Consider the following 14,312-nt stretch of genomic DNA (forward strand, 5'->3'; position numbering starts at 1 on the left):
AAACTCGCGGATTCCCTTGTGTTTACAGGGAACCAAGCGGTTCGCTGCCTCCGATTGTACCCGGTCGATCGGGGTCTCTCACGGGTCAATCTGATGGGTAAATGATGGGATCACCGGCCGCGTCGTCGCCTCGAGAACCGGCACTAGCCGACGCCAGGCTGGGTGGTAAGACGATCCTTGAGTGCGAAAGTTCACTTTGTACCTGATTTGGGGGCGGCCTCCGACAGCGGCCCCGATTGCGGCGACTCTAGAGGGTCGCGCGGAAGTCGGTCATGGCGCCGACGAACTCCTGAACACGACCAAGTCACTTCGCGCCACCCGGCAGGTGAGAGGGTGGACCAAAGTGAGATGCCCCCATTCTGGGGTCGGAGCGCCGCGCGGACTCAACTACTAGTAGATGGAAGGATTGGCCTGGCGGCACCCCTTCCGGAACAGTCGCAAGGAGCGAGCGCACATTCTCGCGAACAACGACATGATGAGGGGGTACTCGATGCCGAGGAACTACTCACCGCTGACGCTGAAACAGTTGTTTCTAACCTCGGGTCACTTCTGCGCCTTCCCGGGATGCACTCTCGCCATCGTCGAGTTCACGGAGGAAGGCCCGGTCATTCTCGGGTTCATTGCCCATATTGAAGGCTCATCGAACGACGGGCCGCGACCCAACCCTGGCCTATCGGCGACAGAGCGTGACGGGTACGCGAACTTGCTCGTACTCTGTGGCCACCATCACACCTTGGTGGACAAGATCGACTCGGCCTACTCCGTTGCGGTTCTCCGAGAATGGAAACGTGCAGCAGAGCAATCAACAGCGGAGAAGCTATCGATCGGTGCTGCCTCCATCTCGTTTGCAGAGCTTCAAGTTGTGTGCAACGCGTTTGCTGACGGCGACGTCGGGCTTGCCTCTACGCCCATGGTCGCTATTCCCCCGCAAGACAAGATGGATACCAACTCACTTACCGATGCGACCAAGCCGACGATGAACGTAGGGCTCTCACAAGCGCCCCAGGCAGCTGAGTACATTCGCCGACAGGCTCAGATCTCCTCGCGATTCCCGGAGCGACTTCGTGCCGGCTTCGTAGGTGAGTATGACCGGCTCCGGGTCGCGGGCCTGGCCGGAGATTCATTGTTCTTCGCCCTCATCGACTTCGGGGCAAACAGTGCTTCAACGCCACAGACCGACATGGCGCGGCTCTTCGTCATCAGGGCAGCGGCTGCCGCCGTCCTCTGCCACTTGTTTGAGATCTGCGACGTTTTTGAGGCACCGGCGTGATCCTCCCGACGAAATACGTCCCGGCTTCCGATAGTGCTCTTGGGAGGGCCGCGGCCCTCCTACCGAAACGCGCGAGCAATCCGACGGTAAGCGAGCTTTGGAACACATACCGGCTAGATCGGCCCGATGCGACGTTTGATTCGTTTGCTGAGGCCCTCACCTTGTTGTTCTTGGTCGGCATCGTCGAGATCGAAGCCGGAATATTGCGTTGGCAGGTGACGACATGAGGCTTAACTCCCTAACGGCCAACTTCGACGGCTTTAACCCGGTCGATTTCAGAGACGGCTTGAACATTGTGGTCGCGGATCGCGCCAAAGAGGCGACTAAGACTGACTCGAGGAATGGTCTCGGTAAGACAACAGTCATCGCGCTGATCGACTTCTGCCTCGGTGCGAACATGAGTGACCGCGTCGAGCAGATGAGGGGCAACCACTGGTCCTTCACGCTCTCGCTCACTACAAGATCTGGACTTACACTCCGCGCATCCCGCAGTCCTGACTCGTCGGGAGACATTCAGGTCGAGGGCAACGCTGTCGGCGCGGGAATCATCCAGCCCGGAGACGCCTCAGAATCCGGAGTCGTCACCATAGGATCTCGCCAATGGACCAACTGGCTCGGCAGGGAGAGTTTCGCGAGACATGATCTCTCGGCGGATGCTCCTACCTTCAGGAGTCTCGTACGTCACCTCGCACGTTATAGGACTGACTCGCTGATCGACCCCTTCCGCACCCTTGCCAATCAGCGCGCAGAGGCGGTCCAGGCCGAGAACGCCTACCTGCTGAACTTGGACTGGCGTTTTGCGCGGGAGTGGGCCGAGCTCAAGGACCGGAAGTCGCGCGTGGCACTTGCCGACGACCCAGACAATCCGATCGAGGATCGAATCGCAGCACTCGAGCCACACCTTGTCAGAGTCCAGCGCCGCACAGAGCAGTTGGTAGATGACATCAGCTCGTTCTCCGTTCTGCCCGAGTACCGTGAGATCGAAACCAACGTTCAGAGGTCTACAGCGCGGATCAAGAGTTTGGGGAACGAAAACCTCATCGATCGCCAGCAGTTAGCGCTGTACGAGTCGCAAGCTCAAGATGAGTTCACATCCACGCCGATCGATGTGGAGGCCCTCTTTCTCGAAGCGGGAGTCGTTCTCGGCGACGCAGTCGTTCGAAGCTTTGGCGAGGCTGCCGAGTTTCAGCGACAGATCACAGCAAACAGGATCGCTTACCTCGCGGATGAGACTCGACGGCTGCGAGAGCGCGTGGAGCAGCGCGAGACGGAGCGGGCGCGGCTCGCCAATCAACAGGAGCAAGATCTTCAAACGCTTCGGACGGGTGGTGCGCTCGATGACTTCGTGGTTCTCCAGAAACGCCTCGCCGAATCTCAGGTCGAGGTCGCCCAAGTCGAAGAGCAGATCCAGACCCTGCGCGAACTTAGCGATCGGAAGACGCAACTCAAGTCGCAAGAGATAGACCTTGTTTCCCGGACGAAGCTCGACTTGCAGGAGCGATTCGACCTTCGAGCAGCGGTCATCGCCCGGTTCGGCGAAATCATGGAGGCGCTCTACGGTGAACCCGCGGACCTGCGCGTCCTGCCGGGCAAGAGCGGCGTGCAATTCAAGGTAGTTCTGCCGCGGACTGGCTCAGGAGGAGTGCACCTTATGGCGATCTTCGCCTACGACATTGCGCTGAGCGAGGATCTCGCACGCGACGACCGAGGGCCCGGCATCCTTATCCATGACAGCGCGATATTCGCCGACGTTGATGAAAGACAGACCGCCCGGGCGATCGAGATTGCGGCAGAATCAGCTGCCGCGCACGGCTACCAGCACCTCATCACTATCAATAGCGATCACGTACCGTGGGGCGAGTTCAATGATCGGTCCGTTTTTGACGACGCCGTCATCCTGCGCCTTCACGACGGTGACCCGTCCGGCAGTATTCTTGGACAGCGTCTTCACTTTTCGATCGAGGCAGATAACGAGCAGCCGTAGGCAAGAAGCGCGTACGCAGTTGGGACCTGATTCGCGGACGTGGCAGCGGTCCGCGTGGTTGCGCTCGCGTGCTCTCTACTGCGGTCCGCTGGTATGAAGGCGCTCAACGGAGGGTGGTCAGCTGCCACTATGCATGATCTCGAGACTGCGTTCCTCGCTGGTGGGGATCGCCAGTAGTTCTGGTCGTGACTCGAAGATCGCTCTTAAGGCGTCCATCGAGATCTCGACGGATTCCAAGGCAAATTCTTGAAGTTGCTGCTGATTGATCGAGGCTGCTCCGTGCACAACAGCACTTCGGAAGGCGTAGATCTTCTTGTACCGAGCAAGTCGTGCTTTGCGATCATCTGCTGAGGTCCCAAGGAGCCACGCGAGTGAGCTACACACCCGAAGCGTGGTCTCGGTCTTGGCGCCGAACAAATTCTCCCAGACGATAACAGCGTCGACTAGAACGTCTTCCATTGTGCGCCGCTCCGCGACGGAGGCAAGCATGCGTCGCACGGCGACCGCCGTGGATGGCGTGCGATGTTGCTGAACGCGGATTGCCCAGTCGCGCCACTGACCGATTTGAGGTGAGCTGAGGTTCATTGGCATGAGGCCGACTGCTCGCGTAAGGTCATTCCAGCCGGCCAGGCGATGGCTCGAAAGTGGATCCAGTTGTGTCTGCCAACTTACGTGGACAACCGCCCGCCGATCTGGAAACGCTAGAAGTAGACCGAGCCTCAGATTCTCGACTGCTGCCTCGACAGCTCGTGCGCTGACGAGCAATGATTCTGGCCACGGCTGGGTGACGTCGAGCGAGCGAATTCTTAGCGAGTATGGGACCTCTATCTCAAGCACCAAGTCACCGTGATAATTGATCACCGCTGTTTCGCCAAATTCATCCGTACCAGTGAGCTGACCGCTTGCGCCGGCTGCACGGATGTAGGGCGCATCGCGCTCGTCCGAGCGCCGTAGGCGCCCCCATCCGAGATCGACCTCCTCGATCTCCTCCGGCAGCAGCATCCCGGCGAGGCCAACTCGCGCGGGTATGCGTACTGGCTGAGCGTCGATCGCCGCTCGTATCTTGTTGAGACCGTCGAGCACCGCTGTCGTGAACTTGTCGATCGTGGGCGCATTACTGAGCGTGCTGGCCGCTATCCATCCGGAACTGATGAGGGTTTCGGCGAGACTCCAGAGTTGCAGCGTGCCACCATTGCCTGTGCTGCGCAGGACCGACCCAGTCGGTCCAGTGTGTTCACTCTCCTCGGTGAACACACGGCCTAGATCGTCGTCACTTCGCGCGAGATCTTGAAACGCTTGATTCGCTGGATGACGAAATAGTGCGCGACTCAGCGAGCGTGGGAATCCGAAGGGGTCATCAGGTTCGCGCACCAAAAGCCCGGGGTAGCAATCAATCGCCATCTTCGTCAGTAGCCCTTCAACCCCGCCAAGGCCTGTGTCGACCGATGGAACTGACCCGCCCGACATTGTTCGAGCTAGGTTGCCAAGAGACACGTCCGGATTGGGGTCTGAGGCGGTCGCCAGAAAGCTGGTCCACTCCGCAGCATTGTCACCGCCGGGGCGCCGAGGCTGAATTGTGGTATCCAAGGTGACCAATTCACCGAGTACCCGCTCTTGCCGCTCGTTAAGTTGATGCGTAAAAGGGTTCTCGCGACGTGCCTCCAGCTCCCCGACATCGGCGGCAAGGAGGTAGGCGAGGGATTCAATTCCCAAGCGGTCAAATAATGCGCGTTCTCCCGCTTCGGTCATGTGCACCAAGGTATTCGGTCCTGAGCCACGCCTGAAACGACACACGTGAGTACACTTCGGGCGCCACGCATCATCCCGAGTCAGAAAGCATCCCAGATCACTGCAACGGTTGGCCGTCACATCAGGGCTGACGAGACGTGCAGTGCTCGCAAGCGGGTCCCGCATCGGAAGGGTGCACTAATCGCTACAGCCGGTCGGCATCGGCTGTACTTCGCGCCAGGCGCCGTACTCGACGTCATCGGTCGATCCTGCCCTGCTGAGGACACTTGAACGTCTTCTCCTCGTGGGCCGGATGCAGAGCGTGAACTTGACAAGCGCACCAACTTCGCGCTCGCAATCGTCTGCTCGACTGGGGCGGGTCTTAGAAGCCCGAGCGGCGCCGTCGTCCGCGGTCGATGCCGTGAATAACGGCATAGTTCAGCTCGGCGAGGGCGCGCGCAGCGGGCAACCACTTGCCGTCCAACTGCAGTGTGCCTGCCTTGGCCAGCGCGCTCACATTACTTATGACATTCGTGACAGCGCGCGGAGAACTACAAACGCGCCGTACGCACTCGATGATGTCGTGGCCCTCAGCGACGGTGCGGGTGGTCTCTACAGTCTCAACGACTGTACGCTCCACGACACGAACTTGAAACGCTTCCGGCTTGCGGGCCCGTCTGTCTTCGAAGGCTGCCTTGCGGCACGCAGACCCGCAGTAGATTCGCGGCCGTCCGGTGGCCTTTGCCATTGGTAGCGCGGCGCCGCAGCGAACGCATCGAACCGGCGGGATGCGCCGAGTGGTGGTGTTCTGCCGAATGGTCATACTTCGAGGTGCGCCGAAGGCCCCAGTTTCGTCACCGACGAAACAGGGACGTCCTTGATCTGCAAGAGGCGTGGCGTCTCAATTGCTTGGGCCGGATCATGGCCTGCTTCAGCACATGCCGGGGTCTGCTACCGGTTCATCGCAGCTCAGGCCAGTCGCGTGGCTGATCCGCGTCGTCGGCAGCGGTCGCCATCATCAAGGCCGGCGTCGAGCTGCGCGCCCGCCAAGCGGCGGCCGCGGCGCTCCTGGTGAGCACCAGGAGATCTAGCTACCGAAACGGACTCTTCGACTTCAGGAAAGTTACAGCGCTGTATCCGTTGGCGTCGAGAAGAGGTCTGAGGCGAGCTTCTTCGACCGCGAAGTCGTTGCCGGGACCAACCCGCATGCGCACGATCGGCAGGTTGCTCGCCGTCGCTTGGTAGTACTCCGGATCGTGCTGGTCCCAGTCAGTCGAAAATGGATCAGTCGCAGCGCCCGTAATTCGGATGTGCGTGTGGGCGCCTTCGGGATTGGGATAGATCGCGGCGGCGTTTTCGGGGCGAGTAACGGCGTAGCGAACTTCGCGCTCACGAGAGAAGTGCTTGTTCTTGATGGACGCCACCGCATCCACGTACCCGCTGCTGCCCCGGTCTCGGAAAATGGATCCGAAGTTGTCGCCCTCGTCATGACGCGCGTCGATGTAGGCGCCTTCATCCTCGCCATCTCGGATCTGCCAGATTGCGCGGGTCGCCAGGTCGAGCTGCGCATCCTTCTTGTACGCGAGGTCCAACCAGCGGAATGGGAACTCTTCGATGTATGGCCCACGAGACAAGGCGCCGGAGTCGGCTCCGACGACAGGGAGATAGACACCCCGCGGGATGCCGACCGCGAAACCATCCGCAAGCGCATACTTCTGCCACTGCTCCGTATCGTCGGACAGCGGGCTGAAACAAGTCACGAAAGCACTGCCGTGGTAGAGATCGCCACCCGCCCCCTCGAGCGAATCCTTCAACTCCCTGAAGTCGATCTCGGGCGAGGCCGGGTCATGGTGGTCCCACGTCTTCTTCATCTGGTTGAAGGCCTGGCGGACTCGCTTGTTGCCGAGCTTCAGCTCAGTGGCATCGTTCAGTCCGGCGATGTCCGCAGCCCAGAGTTCGTGGTTCGTGATGATTTTCTCAACCACGTCGTGCTTCGTGTAGTGCCACACGAGGTCTGGGGTGTTCATACGCTCAAGATATCGACTGATTCTCGTGCCAGATGAAAGAGCCCGCACATCCGGTACTTATTGGCTCGGGTGTTCCGACCCGCAACGAGCGACTCCTGAACTGGCTCGCTCTGTGCCGGCCACTGGCTCCTATCGTGACCATCAACGAACTATTTCTGTGCGAGTCGGATCCGAAGTCGCCGCGCACGCGCCTCAAAAGCCGGCTTGCCACCGTCGAGGATCTCGCACACCTCGTCACGTACCGCTGGATTCTCAAGCCCTCCGCTGAGGTACGAGAGGTTCGGGAGGCCACCGGGTACATGCGCTCCCGCGCTCGCGATAATCACTTGATCGGCATCGGTGTTCACGACGAGGTTCGCGTTGTGCGTCACGATGATGATCTGGCGACGACGGCGAGTCTCAACGAAGCGACCCACGAGCTCTACAAAGATCGACTTCGGGTCGAGGTTCTCTTCCGGTTGGTCGATGATCAACGGGCGGTCGTCGGTCTGATCGACGGCCAAATAGAGAAGCAACAGCACGATGCCGCGAGTTCCCGGAGAGAGTTGCTCAATATCGACACCGTCATACTGGACGCCATACCTGACGTTGATGTGGTCAGTGCTGTTGAACCACGCGGAGACGTCGTTCGCCTAGGCCCGGAACGCGGCAGCATCAGTCTGCGGCACCTTGGCTTGCTCGATGATGTGCTGATCGTGGTCAGCATGAAACTGCGTCATGGCTTCGGCGACATCCGCACTCGCACCGCTCTCCCAAGCGGGAAGTAGTACGTCCGTCGCGATGCGCAGCAGCTCGCCCCGACCTCGGAAAGTCGAGCCAGTGCGGAGGTCCATGAGATCTTCGCCGCGCGCCGCCCACGGCTCGACATCGACAACTCGGCGGACACTGAAGCTGAGCTTGCCCAGTGTGCCGAGCTCAGCGGAGAGCATGGTCGCGAGCAGGTCGTACATCTTGGTGAGTTCGGCCTGCTCGGATGCGTAGCCGTCGAATAGCGAAGAGTGAGACGCTTTGCGGTTACCGTTGAGGACATTGATCCTGGCCTGCGCGCTGGCAGCATTGGTGGCGGCGTTCGTCGCGGCGATTAGGGCTGCCTCGTTCTTCGTGATCTGGCGCACAGCGCTGTCATCGGTCGTGGGCGTCTACCTGATCACTGACACTCGTGATGGGCGGCACTACGTCGGCAAGGCGCACGGGGTCGAGAACATCCGACAGCGATGGAACGCCTACCCGACCAATGGGCACGGCGGCAACGTCGAGCTGCGTCGCCTCCACCCGACAAGCTTCCGCTTCTCGCTGCTACGAGTCTTCGACCCGTCGACCCCGACGCGGGATATCGACATCGCCGAGAGCCACTTCAAGGATGCCCTCGACAGCCGACGACACGGGCTGAACCGCAACTAGCTCGATCTCTGGCTGACGCTCAGCGACCGCCGCGATGAGCGTTTAGGTCTGCCACTGGGGCAAGCGAGACGTCTCGAAGGTCTGCCGAGCCGCGCGAGGAAGCAACGCCTTCACCCTGAATAGCGAACGTCACGATGCCGAGCATTAGATCCTGAACGTCCTGCGCTCGCACGCTCAGGACGCGCGCGATGTCGGAGAACCCCGCGCCGCGTGCCCGCATGTCGCTCATCACCTGAGTGAGCAGACTCGAGGACTCGACTCGCAGATCGGATCCCGGCTCGCCTCGACGGAAACCAGCGATCGAAAGCTGCTTTGCAAGCGTGCTGTAGGTCCACTCCGAAATCACACCCAGGCGATGAGCGCGGAGATTGAGGGCCATCGCACTGACACGCCAGCGTCGCTTGAGAATAAGCACGTCCTCAAGCATCAAATTTCCCCGGATAGATCCCAGCACGTCCGAGCGCGGCATGAGGAATGAGCTGGCAAAGTCGTTCGCCGCGAGTTCCTTCTCCTTGCCCGGCTCCACGTGAAGTGACCCTCCGTGCATAACCAAGTGCCCGAGTTCGTGAGCGAGGTCAAACCGAAGGCGCTCGGCAGACTTATGGACATTGAGGAAGATGACGGGTGTCGCCCCGTGACGGAACGAGAAGGCGTCGATGGCTTGCAGCGGGCCACCGGCCGAGTAAATCTTCGCACCCTTGGACTCGAGCAACTGCAGCAGGTTCTTGATGGGCGCCACTCCGAGCCCCCACGCACCGCGAAGCGCCTCCGCAGCCTGCTCAGGTGCGACCTCGTCGTCCGAGCCGATGAGGTCCTGAAGTTCGGGTACCGCCGGGTCGGGAGCGCGGTACGTGTCCTCAATCCAGTCGGAAAGTTCCATAGCGAGAGCTGACAGCGCCCGCGCCGTGTCCTCGTCCTTCTTGGCGAGCCGAGATGTCGCCCGGAAGTGGAATGCATCCGATGGCGGCAGCTGCTCGAGCGGCCGGTAGAAAAAGTCGACCGGGAAGTTGAGGACGCGTGCGAACTCCCGGATCAGGTCCGGGCTGGGCGTTTCCTTGCTGCGCTCGGACTGCGATACCCACGGCGGAGTGGTGCCGGCCTCAGCCGCAAGAGAGGTCGCGGTCATCTGGCGAATGGCGCGCGCCATCTTAAGGCGCGCGGGAACGAAAGTGGTGGTGCTCATGGTCGGGAAAAAACGCGTCTCAGCGTCGCGACACGGTGAAGCCGACGTCGCCCTCGTCTTCGTCCTCGATCTCCTCGAAGGAGAACGCACCGCGTGCCAGGTCGAACGGCGGGAAGATGATCCGGTCAGACCACGTATCGATCTTCTTGCCGGTTATGGACATCGGATGGGACAGCTCGAGGAAGACCATGCCGTCGCGCTCGTTGTAGAGCAGGATCCACAGGTCGTCGACGACAAACGAGCCACCGTCGCCCGTGGGCTGGTCGAAGAGGGCGACCTGACCATTTAGGTCAACGCGACGGGCAAAGGCAACGCCCTTGTCATTCTTGGTGCTGGGGTTGCCCCACGGCACGCCTGTGAACTTGCCGCCGCTGCTCGCGACGAGCCCGACGCGCAGCTCCGGGTGCGAGAAGTAGGGGAGGTTGTCGGGGTCATCGCGCCGCCATCCACGGCGCAGCAGCATCAGCCCTTCGTGGAGAGCCTCCACCGTGCGCATCCAGCGCGTGAATTCCGGGCCGGACTTTGGAGCAGCCGGCGAAACGGTGCGCTTCTCGGCAGCGCCGATAGCGACAGCACGCTCGAATGGCGTGGCCTCGAGACGCATAGGGTCGAGCAGGCGAGCGAGATCCTCGCGGGTCTTGGGGGTGTGGATCGCCATGTGCGGTTCCTCTCTCGCTGCCGGATGACATCACCAGTGTATCGCCTCCACTTAAAGTTTTGCTACTTCAACTTAGGTGCGGCGTGTCGTGAGACTCAGTCCGGGAACGGCGGCTCGTCGCCCCACATGCCGGACGCGCCGCGATTGCCCGCGCCGCTCCCACCATGGTTAGCCGAGACGGACGGGCTCGCGATGCGAGCAGAGTGCGTCGAGCGATAGACGACCCGCTCGCCAACGATGGTGCCCGCGTAGCGACCGGAAGGGTCGAAGACGTAGTCGCCCTTGATTTTGCCCACGTACGTTCCCGAGCGCGCAAACAACTTGTCACCGCCGCGTCGGAGCGGTCGGCCATTCTTCGTGTAAAGGTCCGCCATGCCATCAGTGTGGACGTAGCCTCCGACATCGAGAGGAGGGAGCCGCGTGGCGAAGCTGACCGACGAGCAGAAGGCAGAGCGAGCGGTGAAGCGCCAGCTGACAAACGCGCTCAAGGAGGAGGCGAGAGCGCACCGCGACGAGGCGAAGCGCCGCGAATGGCGGGAGGAGGGGATGTATCTCACCCGCGAGCAGGCAGCGGCCGGCGAACTCTGTCGCGGCTGCGGGCTGCCCATCATCGACAACCTTGGCAACTGGCCAGGCACGATGTACCTCACGCCGGAGCAGAAAGTCGAGTACGACGCCGACCAGGCGCTCTATAAGCAGATGCATCCCAACTGCGACGCGCACCGCTGGAGCATGTCCGGATCCCGCGCCACCCACTGCGGCTACTGCTGCCCGCCGATCCCGCTGTCCCACGAGCAGTACGAGCACATCGGCAGGATCCTCACAAGCAGTCCCCGCCGCGAAGAGGAACTCGACATCTGGACGCGCAGGCTGACCTGCGGGCACGTTGCAGAGCACAGCGTCCACCACACCAACCAGCACCCCAGCTTCTCGACCGCCTGGTGCCCTGAGTGCGCGGTAGCCCGCGGCGTCGTGACCTCCATGAAGACGGTCGAGGCGGAGGCACGTATGGCGGAGGCGAAGCGCAAGCGCGACGATCAGGTTTCTCGCGCCGAGCGTGAGCGCTCAAGAAGGCCGAGAAGGCGGCCGCTGAGGCGAGGAAACGACTCGCTGACCTGAGGTCGAACGACGAGGAGCGAACGCCAAGTGAGTGTCGCTCGCGCCCGGTACCCTCAACTCAATAGGTCAGCGCGGTGAACGGGGCATGGATGTCGGACGAGGACGAGCCACGTGACGAGATCGAACTAGTCAGCGACGGAGACGGTCTCGCGGTCATCGGAGACCCGCTCGCAGTCGAACGCTTCCTCTCTACCGCCGGCGTCGCCTCCCGTGAGCTGAATTTGTCGCACGCGGTCGGCGGCGCGCTCAATGTCGGATCGGCGGCGGCCAAGGGTGGGTCTGAAGTCGCCGCTAACGCCGGTCGCTGGGTGAAGCTCACCGAGGAGTCGGCGAAAGCGCTGAAGCTCGGCAATGCCATGAAGGGTTCGTCGGACAATGTCAGCCGCGCCATCATCACGACGAGCAAGGGCAAGATCTCGAACATCCTGGAGTTCGTGAAGCCCGGCACGGTCGGCTCGATGCTCACCAATCCAGCAATGCTTGCTGGTGCTGCAGGCATCATGGCCCAGCTCGCCATGCAGCAGACGATGCAGGAGATCACGGGCTACCTCGCGGTCATCGACGAGAAGGTCGACGACATTCTGCGGGCGCAGAAGGGCGCACCGATCGCGCGCATGATCGGCGTTGGCCTCGTCATCGACGACGCCATGCTCAAGCGCGAACACGTCGGCCGCGTCTCGGAGGTGACCTGGTCGAGCCTGCACGGCGCAGCGCAAACCATCGCGGAGACGCAGTCCTACGCGCTTCGCCGTCTCGACGCTCTCGCCGAAAAGATGGAGAAGAAATCACGCGTGGGCGACCTGGCGAAGATCGCGAAAGACGCCGAAGGGGAAGTCGAAGAGTGGCTGGCTGTGCTGGCTCGCTGCTTCCAGCTCCAGGATGGCCTCGCTGTTCTGGAACTCGACCGCGTCCTCGACTCCTCCCCCGGCGACTTGGACCGACATCGCGAGGCCATCCAAGCTGGACGCGCCAAGCGACGCGACCTGATCGGGAAAAGCACAGAGCGGTTGCTCGCGCGCATGGATGCTGCTGCGGCTACGGCCAATAGTAAGGTCCTGCTCCATCCCCTCAAGCCCGGCGAGGTGGTGCGCTCCAGCAACGAGGTAGGCGCCGACATGCTGGCCTTTCACGAGACGCTCGGCATCGCTGACAGCCGCGTGACTCTCGAGAGAAAGCGTTGGGCCATCGCGGCCATCGAAGCACGAGACAACGTTCGCGAGACCGGCGCGGCCGGCGTCCAGATTGCGGGAAAGCTCGGCGCACAGGGAGCTGGGGCAGTCGCTTCGTTCAGCGTGGATGCGGCTCACGCCGTGCAAGGAGCGGCCGGTGACGTCACGCGCAACGTTATCTCGAAGCTGCGCCGGGGCGATTCGCCGAACGACGCAAACGTAGACGAAACGTGACCCTCATTGAGGAGCGCGCGTTCCATCCAGCGGGCGAGATCGACGCAACCGTTCCCGACGACTTCGGCATCTATGCGATCCGGCTCCGGGTTGGGTCGACGCTGCCAGAGCCATTCGAGTCACTCCTCGCGTTGCGCAGCACGCGCCTGATCTACATCGGACAAGCGGAACGACAGACGCTGTTGAAGCGCTTGCTTGGCAACGAGCTTCGGGCGCGCGGCAACGGCACCTTCATCCGCAGCATCGGCGCGGTGCTCGGCTACCGACCGCCCTTCGGATCGCTGGCGGGACGCGCGCGAGTGCAGAACTACCGCTTCTCCCCCGCCGAGCGGATTGCGGTCGTCGAGTGGATCAACGTGAGTCTCGAGGTGAGCTGGGCGGTCCTCCCCCAGGCTGAGGTGCACAGTGCGGAGGTCGAACTGATCCGCGAATACACGCCCCTCCTCAACCTCCAGGACAATCCTCGAGCGCTCCCCGAGCTTTCGGTGCTTAGAGCGGAGTGCCGGGCTATCGCGGCAGGCTTGTCCACTCCCGCGTTGTAATTTCTACGTCGGCTGATGTCTTGTCAGCATCGCGCTCATGGTTCATACTCATGCGCAGTTAAGGAGCGAAAGGCATCACGCACCAGTTTTTACACATTGAGCGACTCCCCTCGACGAGCCGGGTGCTGAAGTCTCAGAAGCGCGGCTTCACGATCGTCGAAGTGCTGATCGTGATCGTAGTAATCGCGATCTTGGCGGCCATCACAGCCGTTGCGTACACCGGAGTTCAAGGGCGCGCATACGGGGCGTCCCTGCAAAATGATTTGCGAAGCATCGCTGTGTCCCCTTGGGTGGGTGGAAGGCGATGAGGAAGAGGTCTAAGAGGGCGCGTTTGGGATGCCACAATCGTGCACGGGGCAGACCTGGTAGACGACCAAGATTCTGGTCGAGTGTGGAATCGCGCCTCCGCCAATGAGACCGACTTGGCGAATCGGGCGCCGAACCGCGCAACGTTTTTGGCGCTTGGCTCTAGAAGCAACCTCGGGCCGAGCGTGAACTTCTCTAACCACTTCTCGCCATGCCGTCGCTAAGCGGGTCCGCTGGCCGGTGGGTGCGGGCTATCGGGGGCAGGCACCTGAGCGTGCTTGTGCACATGGGAGCGGTTGCGCACCTATTAGACAGGAAGAACTGGCTCGCTCTGATCCCGGGTGCAAGATCCGCAGCTCCGATTCGGCGTACCGGGCAGCGCCTAGTTGTACTCGGCCATCAGGTTGGTGACAGTCGACTGATGGGTGGTTTGCCGCCGAGGGCGCTGTGGCGACGTTCAGTGTTGTATGTCTGCACCCAGGGCGCAAGCGCGTCAGCGCGTTCCTGGTTGCTGGCGTAGGGGCGCCGGTAGGCCCATTCGACGGCGATGGTGCGGTTGTAGCGTTCGACCTTGCCGTTCTGCCACGGGCAGTGCGGCTTGATGAACTTCTGCTTCGCCCCCAAGGAAGCAACCGCCGCCGCGAACGCGTGGGAGTGCCGGTACACGAACGCGTTATCGGTGATGACCCGC

At 61.8% G+C, this 14,312-nt stretch carries 16 protein-coding genes; 8 read left to right on the forward strand and 8 right to left on the reverse strand.

All coding sequences use genetic code 11. The annotated features are described in order from the left end of the window. The first annotated feature begins 490 nt into the window (after nucleotides 1-490). Genes WDJ51_RS15305 through WDJ51_RS15310 form a run of 3 tightly spaced genes read left to right on the forward strand, consistent with a single transcriptional unit; the run spans nucleotide 491 to nucleotide 3,254 of the window. Entirely contained in the window at nucleotides 491-1,270 is a 780-nt protein-coding gene (locus WDJ51_RS15305) for a hypothetical protein (RefSeq protein ID WP_337853332.1), read from the forward strand. Then, the gene (locus WDJ51_RS15540) at nucleotides 1,267-1,497 is read left to right on the forward strand and encodes an ABC-three component system middle component 6 (protein ID WP_443218507.1); all 231 of its coding nucleotides are present in this window, start codon (nucleotides 1,267-1,269) and stop codon (nucleotides 1,495-1,497) included. The genes WDJ51_RS15305 and WDJ51_RS15540 overlap by 4 nt, the downstream gene beginning before the upstream one ends. After that, nucleotides 1,494-3,254 (forward strand): DUF2326 domain-containing protein, encoded by a 1,761-nt coding sequence (locus WDJ51_RS15310; RefSeq protein WP_337853333.1) that lies wholly within the window; start codon nucleotides 1,494-1,496, stop codon nucleotides 3,252-3,254. The genes WDJ51_RS15540 and WDJ51_RS15310 overlap by 4 nt, the downstream gene beginning before the upstream one ends. A 117-nt stretch (nucleotides 3,255-3,371) precedes the next feature. On the opposite strand, the gene WDJ51_RS15315 is transcribed toward WDJ51_RS15310, so the two are convergent. The 4 genes from WDJ51_RS15315 to WDJ51_RS15330 all read right to left on the reverse strand — a co-directional run bounded on the left by WDJ51_RS15315 (nucleotide 3,372) and on the right by WDJ51_RS15330 (nucleotide 8,124). After that, nucleotides 3,372-5,003 carry a hypothetical protein gene (locus tag WDJ51_RS15315; protein WP_337853334.1) on the reverse strand — a complete coding sequence of 544 codons (1,632 nt, stop codon included), beginning with the start codon at nucleotides 5,001-5,003 and terminating at the stop codon, nucleotides 3,372-3,374. Nucleotides 5,004-6,073: 1,070 nt separating this feature from the next. Then, nucleotides 6,074-7,009: a hypothetical protein gene (locus WDJ51_RS15320; protein ID WP_337853335.1), complete on the reverse strand. Its 936-nt coding sequence runs from the start codon at nucleotides 7,007-7,009 to the stop codon at nucleotides 6,074-6,076. A 149-nt stretch (nucleotides 7,010-7,158) separates the two neighbouring features. Beyond that, nucleotides 7,159-7,602 (reverse strand): AAA family ATPase, encoded by a 444-nt coding sequence (locus WDJ51_RS15325; protein ID WP_337853355.1) that lies wholly within the window; start codon nucleotides 7,600-7,602, stop codon nucleotides 7,159-7,161. A 39-nt stretch (nucleotides 7,603-7,641) separates the two neighbouring features. After that, on the reverse strand, nucleotides 7,642-8,124 hold the full coding sequence (locus WDJ51_RS15330; RefSeq protein ID WP_337853336.1) for a hypothetical protein: 483 nt from the start codon (nucleotides 8,122-8,124) through the stop codon (nucleotides 7,642-7,644). Here WDJ51_RS15330 and WDJ51_RS15335 point away from each other — a divergent pair. After that, complete coding sequence (locus tag WDJ51_RS15335) at nucleotides 8,111-8,410, forward strand: GIY-YIG nuclease family protein (protein WP_337853337.1); 300 nt, start codon at nucleotides 8,111-8,113, stop codon at nucleotides 8,408-8,410. The two genes, WDJ51_RS15330 and WDJ51_RS15335, sit on opposite strands and share 14 nt — an antisense overlap. 19 nt (nucleotides 8,411-8,429) lie before the next feature. Here the strand turns inward: WDJ51_RS15335 and WDJ51_RS15340 are convergent, their stop codons facing one another. The 3 genes from WDJ51_RS15340 to WDJ51_RS15350 form a co-directional block, all read right to left on the reverse strand. Continuing rightward, complete coding sequence (locus WDJ51_RS15340; protein ID WP_337853338.1) at nucleotides 8,430-9,593, reverse strand: helix-turn-helix domain-containing protein; 1,164 nt, start codon at nucleotides 9,591-9,593, stop codon at nucleotides 8,430-8,432. 19 nt (nucleotides 9,594-9,612) lie between these two features. Continuing rightward, the gene (locus tag WDJ51_RS15345) at nucleotides 9,613-10,251 is read right to left on the reverse strand and encodes a hypothetical protein (RefSeq protein WP_337853339.1); all 639 of its coding nucleotides are present in this window, start codon (nucleotides 10,249-10,251) and stop codon (nucleotides 9,613-9,615) included. Nucleotides 10,252-10,346: 95 nt separating this feature from the next. Then, nucleotides 10,347-10,625: a hypothetical protein gene (locus tag WDJ51_RS15350; RefSeq protein WP_337853340.1), complete on the reverse strand. Its 279-nt coding sequence runs from the start codon at nucleotides 10,623-10,625 to the stop codon at nucleotides 10,347-10,349. Nucleotides 10,626-10,671: 46 nt separating this feature from the next. On the opposite strand from WDJ51_RS15350, the gene WDJ51_RS15355 reads away from it, so the two are divergent. From WDJ51_RS15355 to WDJ51_RS15545, 4 genes are all read left to right on the forward strand, one after another. After that, entirely contained in the window at nucleotides 10,672-11,370 is a 699-nt protein-coding gene (locus WDJ51_RS15355) for a hypothetical protein (RefSeq protein ID WP_337853341.1), read from the forward strand. An 89-nt stretch (nucleotides 11,371-11,459) separates the two neighbouring features. Continuing rightward, nucleotides 11,460-12,773 (forward strand): hypothetical protein, encoded by a 1,314-nt coding sequence (locus tag WDJ51_RS15360; protein ID WP_337853342.1) that lies wholly within the window; start codon nucleotides 11,460-11,462, stop codon nucleotides 12,771-12,773. Next, nucleotides 12,770-13,315, forward strand: coding sequence for a GIY-YIG nuclease family protein (locus WDJ51_RS15365; protein ID WP_337853343.1), 546 nt, complete (start codon nucleotides 12,770-12,772; stop codon nucleotides 13,313-13,315). The genes WDJ51_RS15360 and WDJ51_RS15365 overlap by 4 nt, the downstream gene beginning before the upstream one ends. Before the next feature lie 122 nt (nucleotides 13,316-13,437). After that, nucleotides 13,438-13,623, forward strand: a complete 186-nt coding sequence (locus tag WDJ51_RS15545; protein WP_443218508.1) for a prepilin-type N-terminal cleavage/methylation domain-containing protein — start codon at nucleotides 13,438-13,440, stop codon at nucleotides 13,621-13,623. A gap of 397 nt (nucleotides 13,624-14,020) precedes the next feature. Here WDJ51_RS15545 and WDJ51_RS15370 read toward each other — a convergent pair. Further along, the coding region (locus tag WDJ51_RS15370) for an integrase core domain-containing protein (RefSeq protein WP_337853344.1) at nucleotides 14,021-14,312 on the reverse strand (292 nt) is incomplete at its 5' end.

This window comes from Rathayibacter sp. YIM 133350 (assembly GCF_037404875.1).
Taxonomy (GTDB): domain Bacteria; phylum Actinomycetota; class Actinomycetes; order Actinomycetales; family Microbacteriaceae; genus Orlajensenia.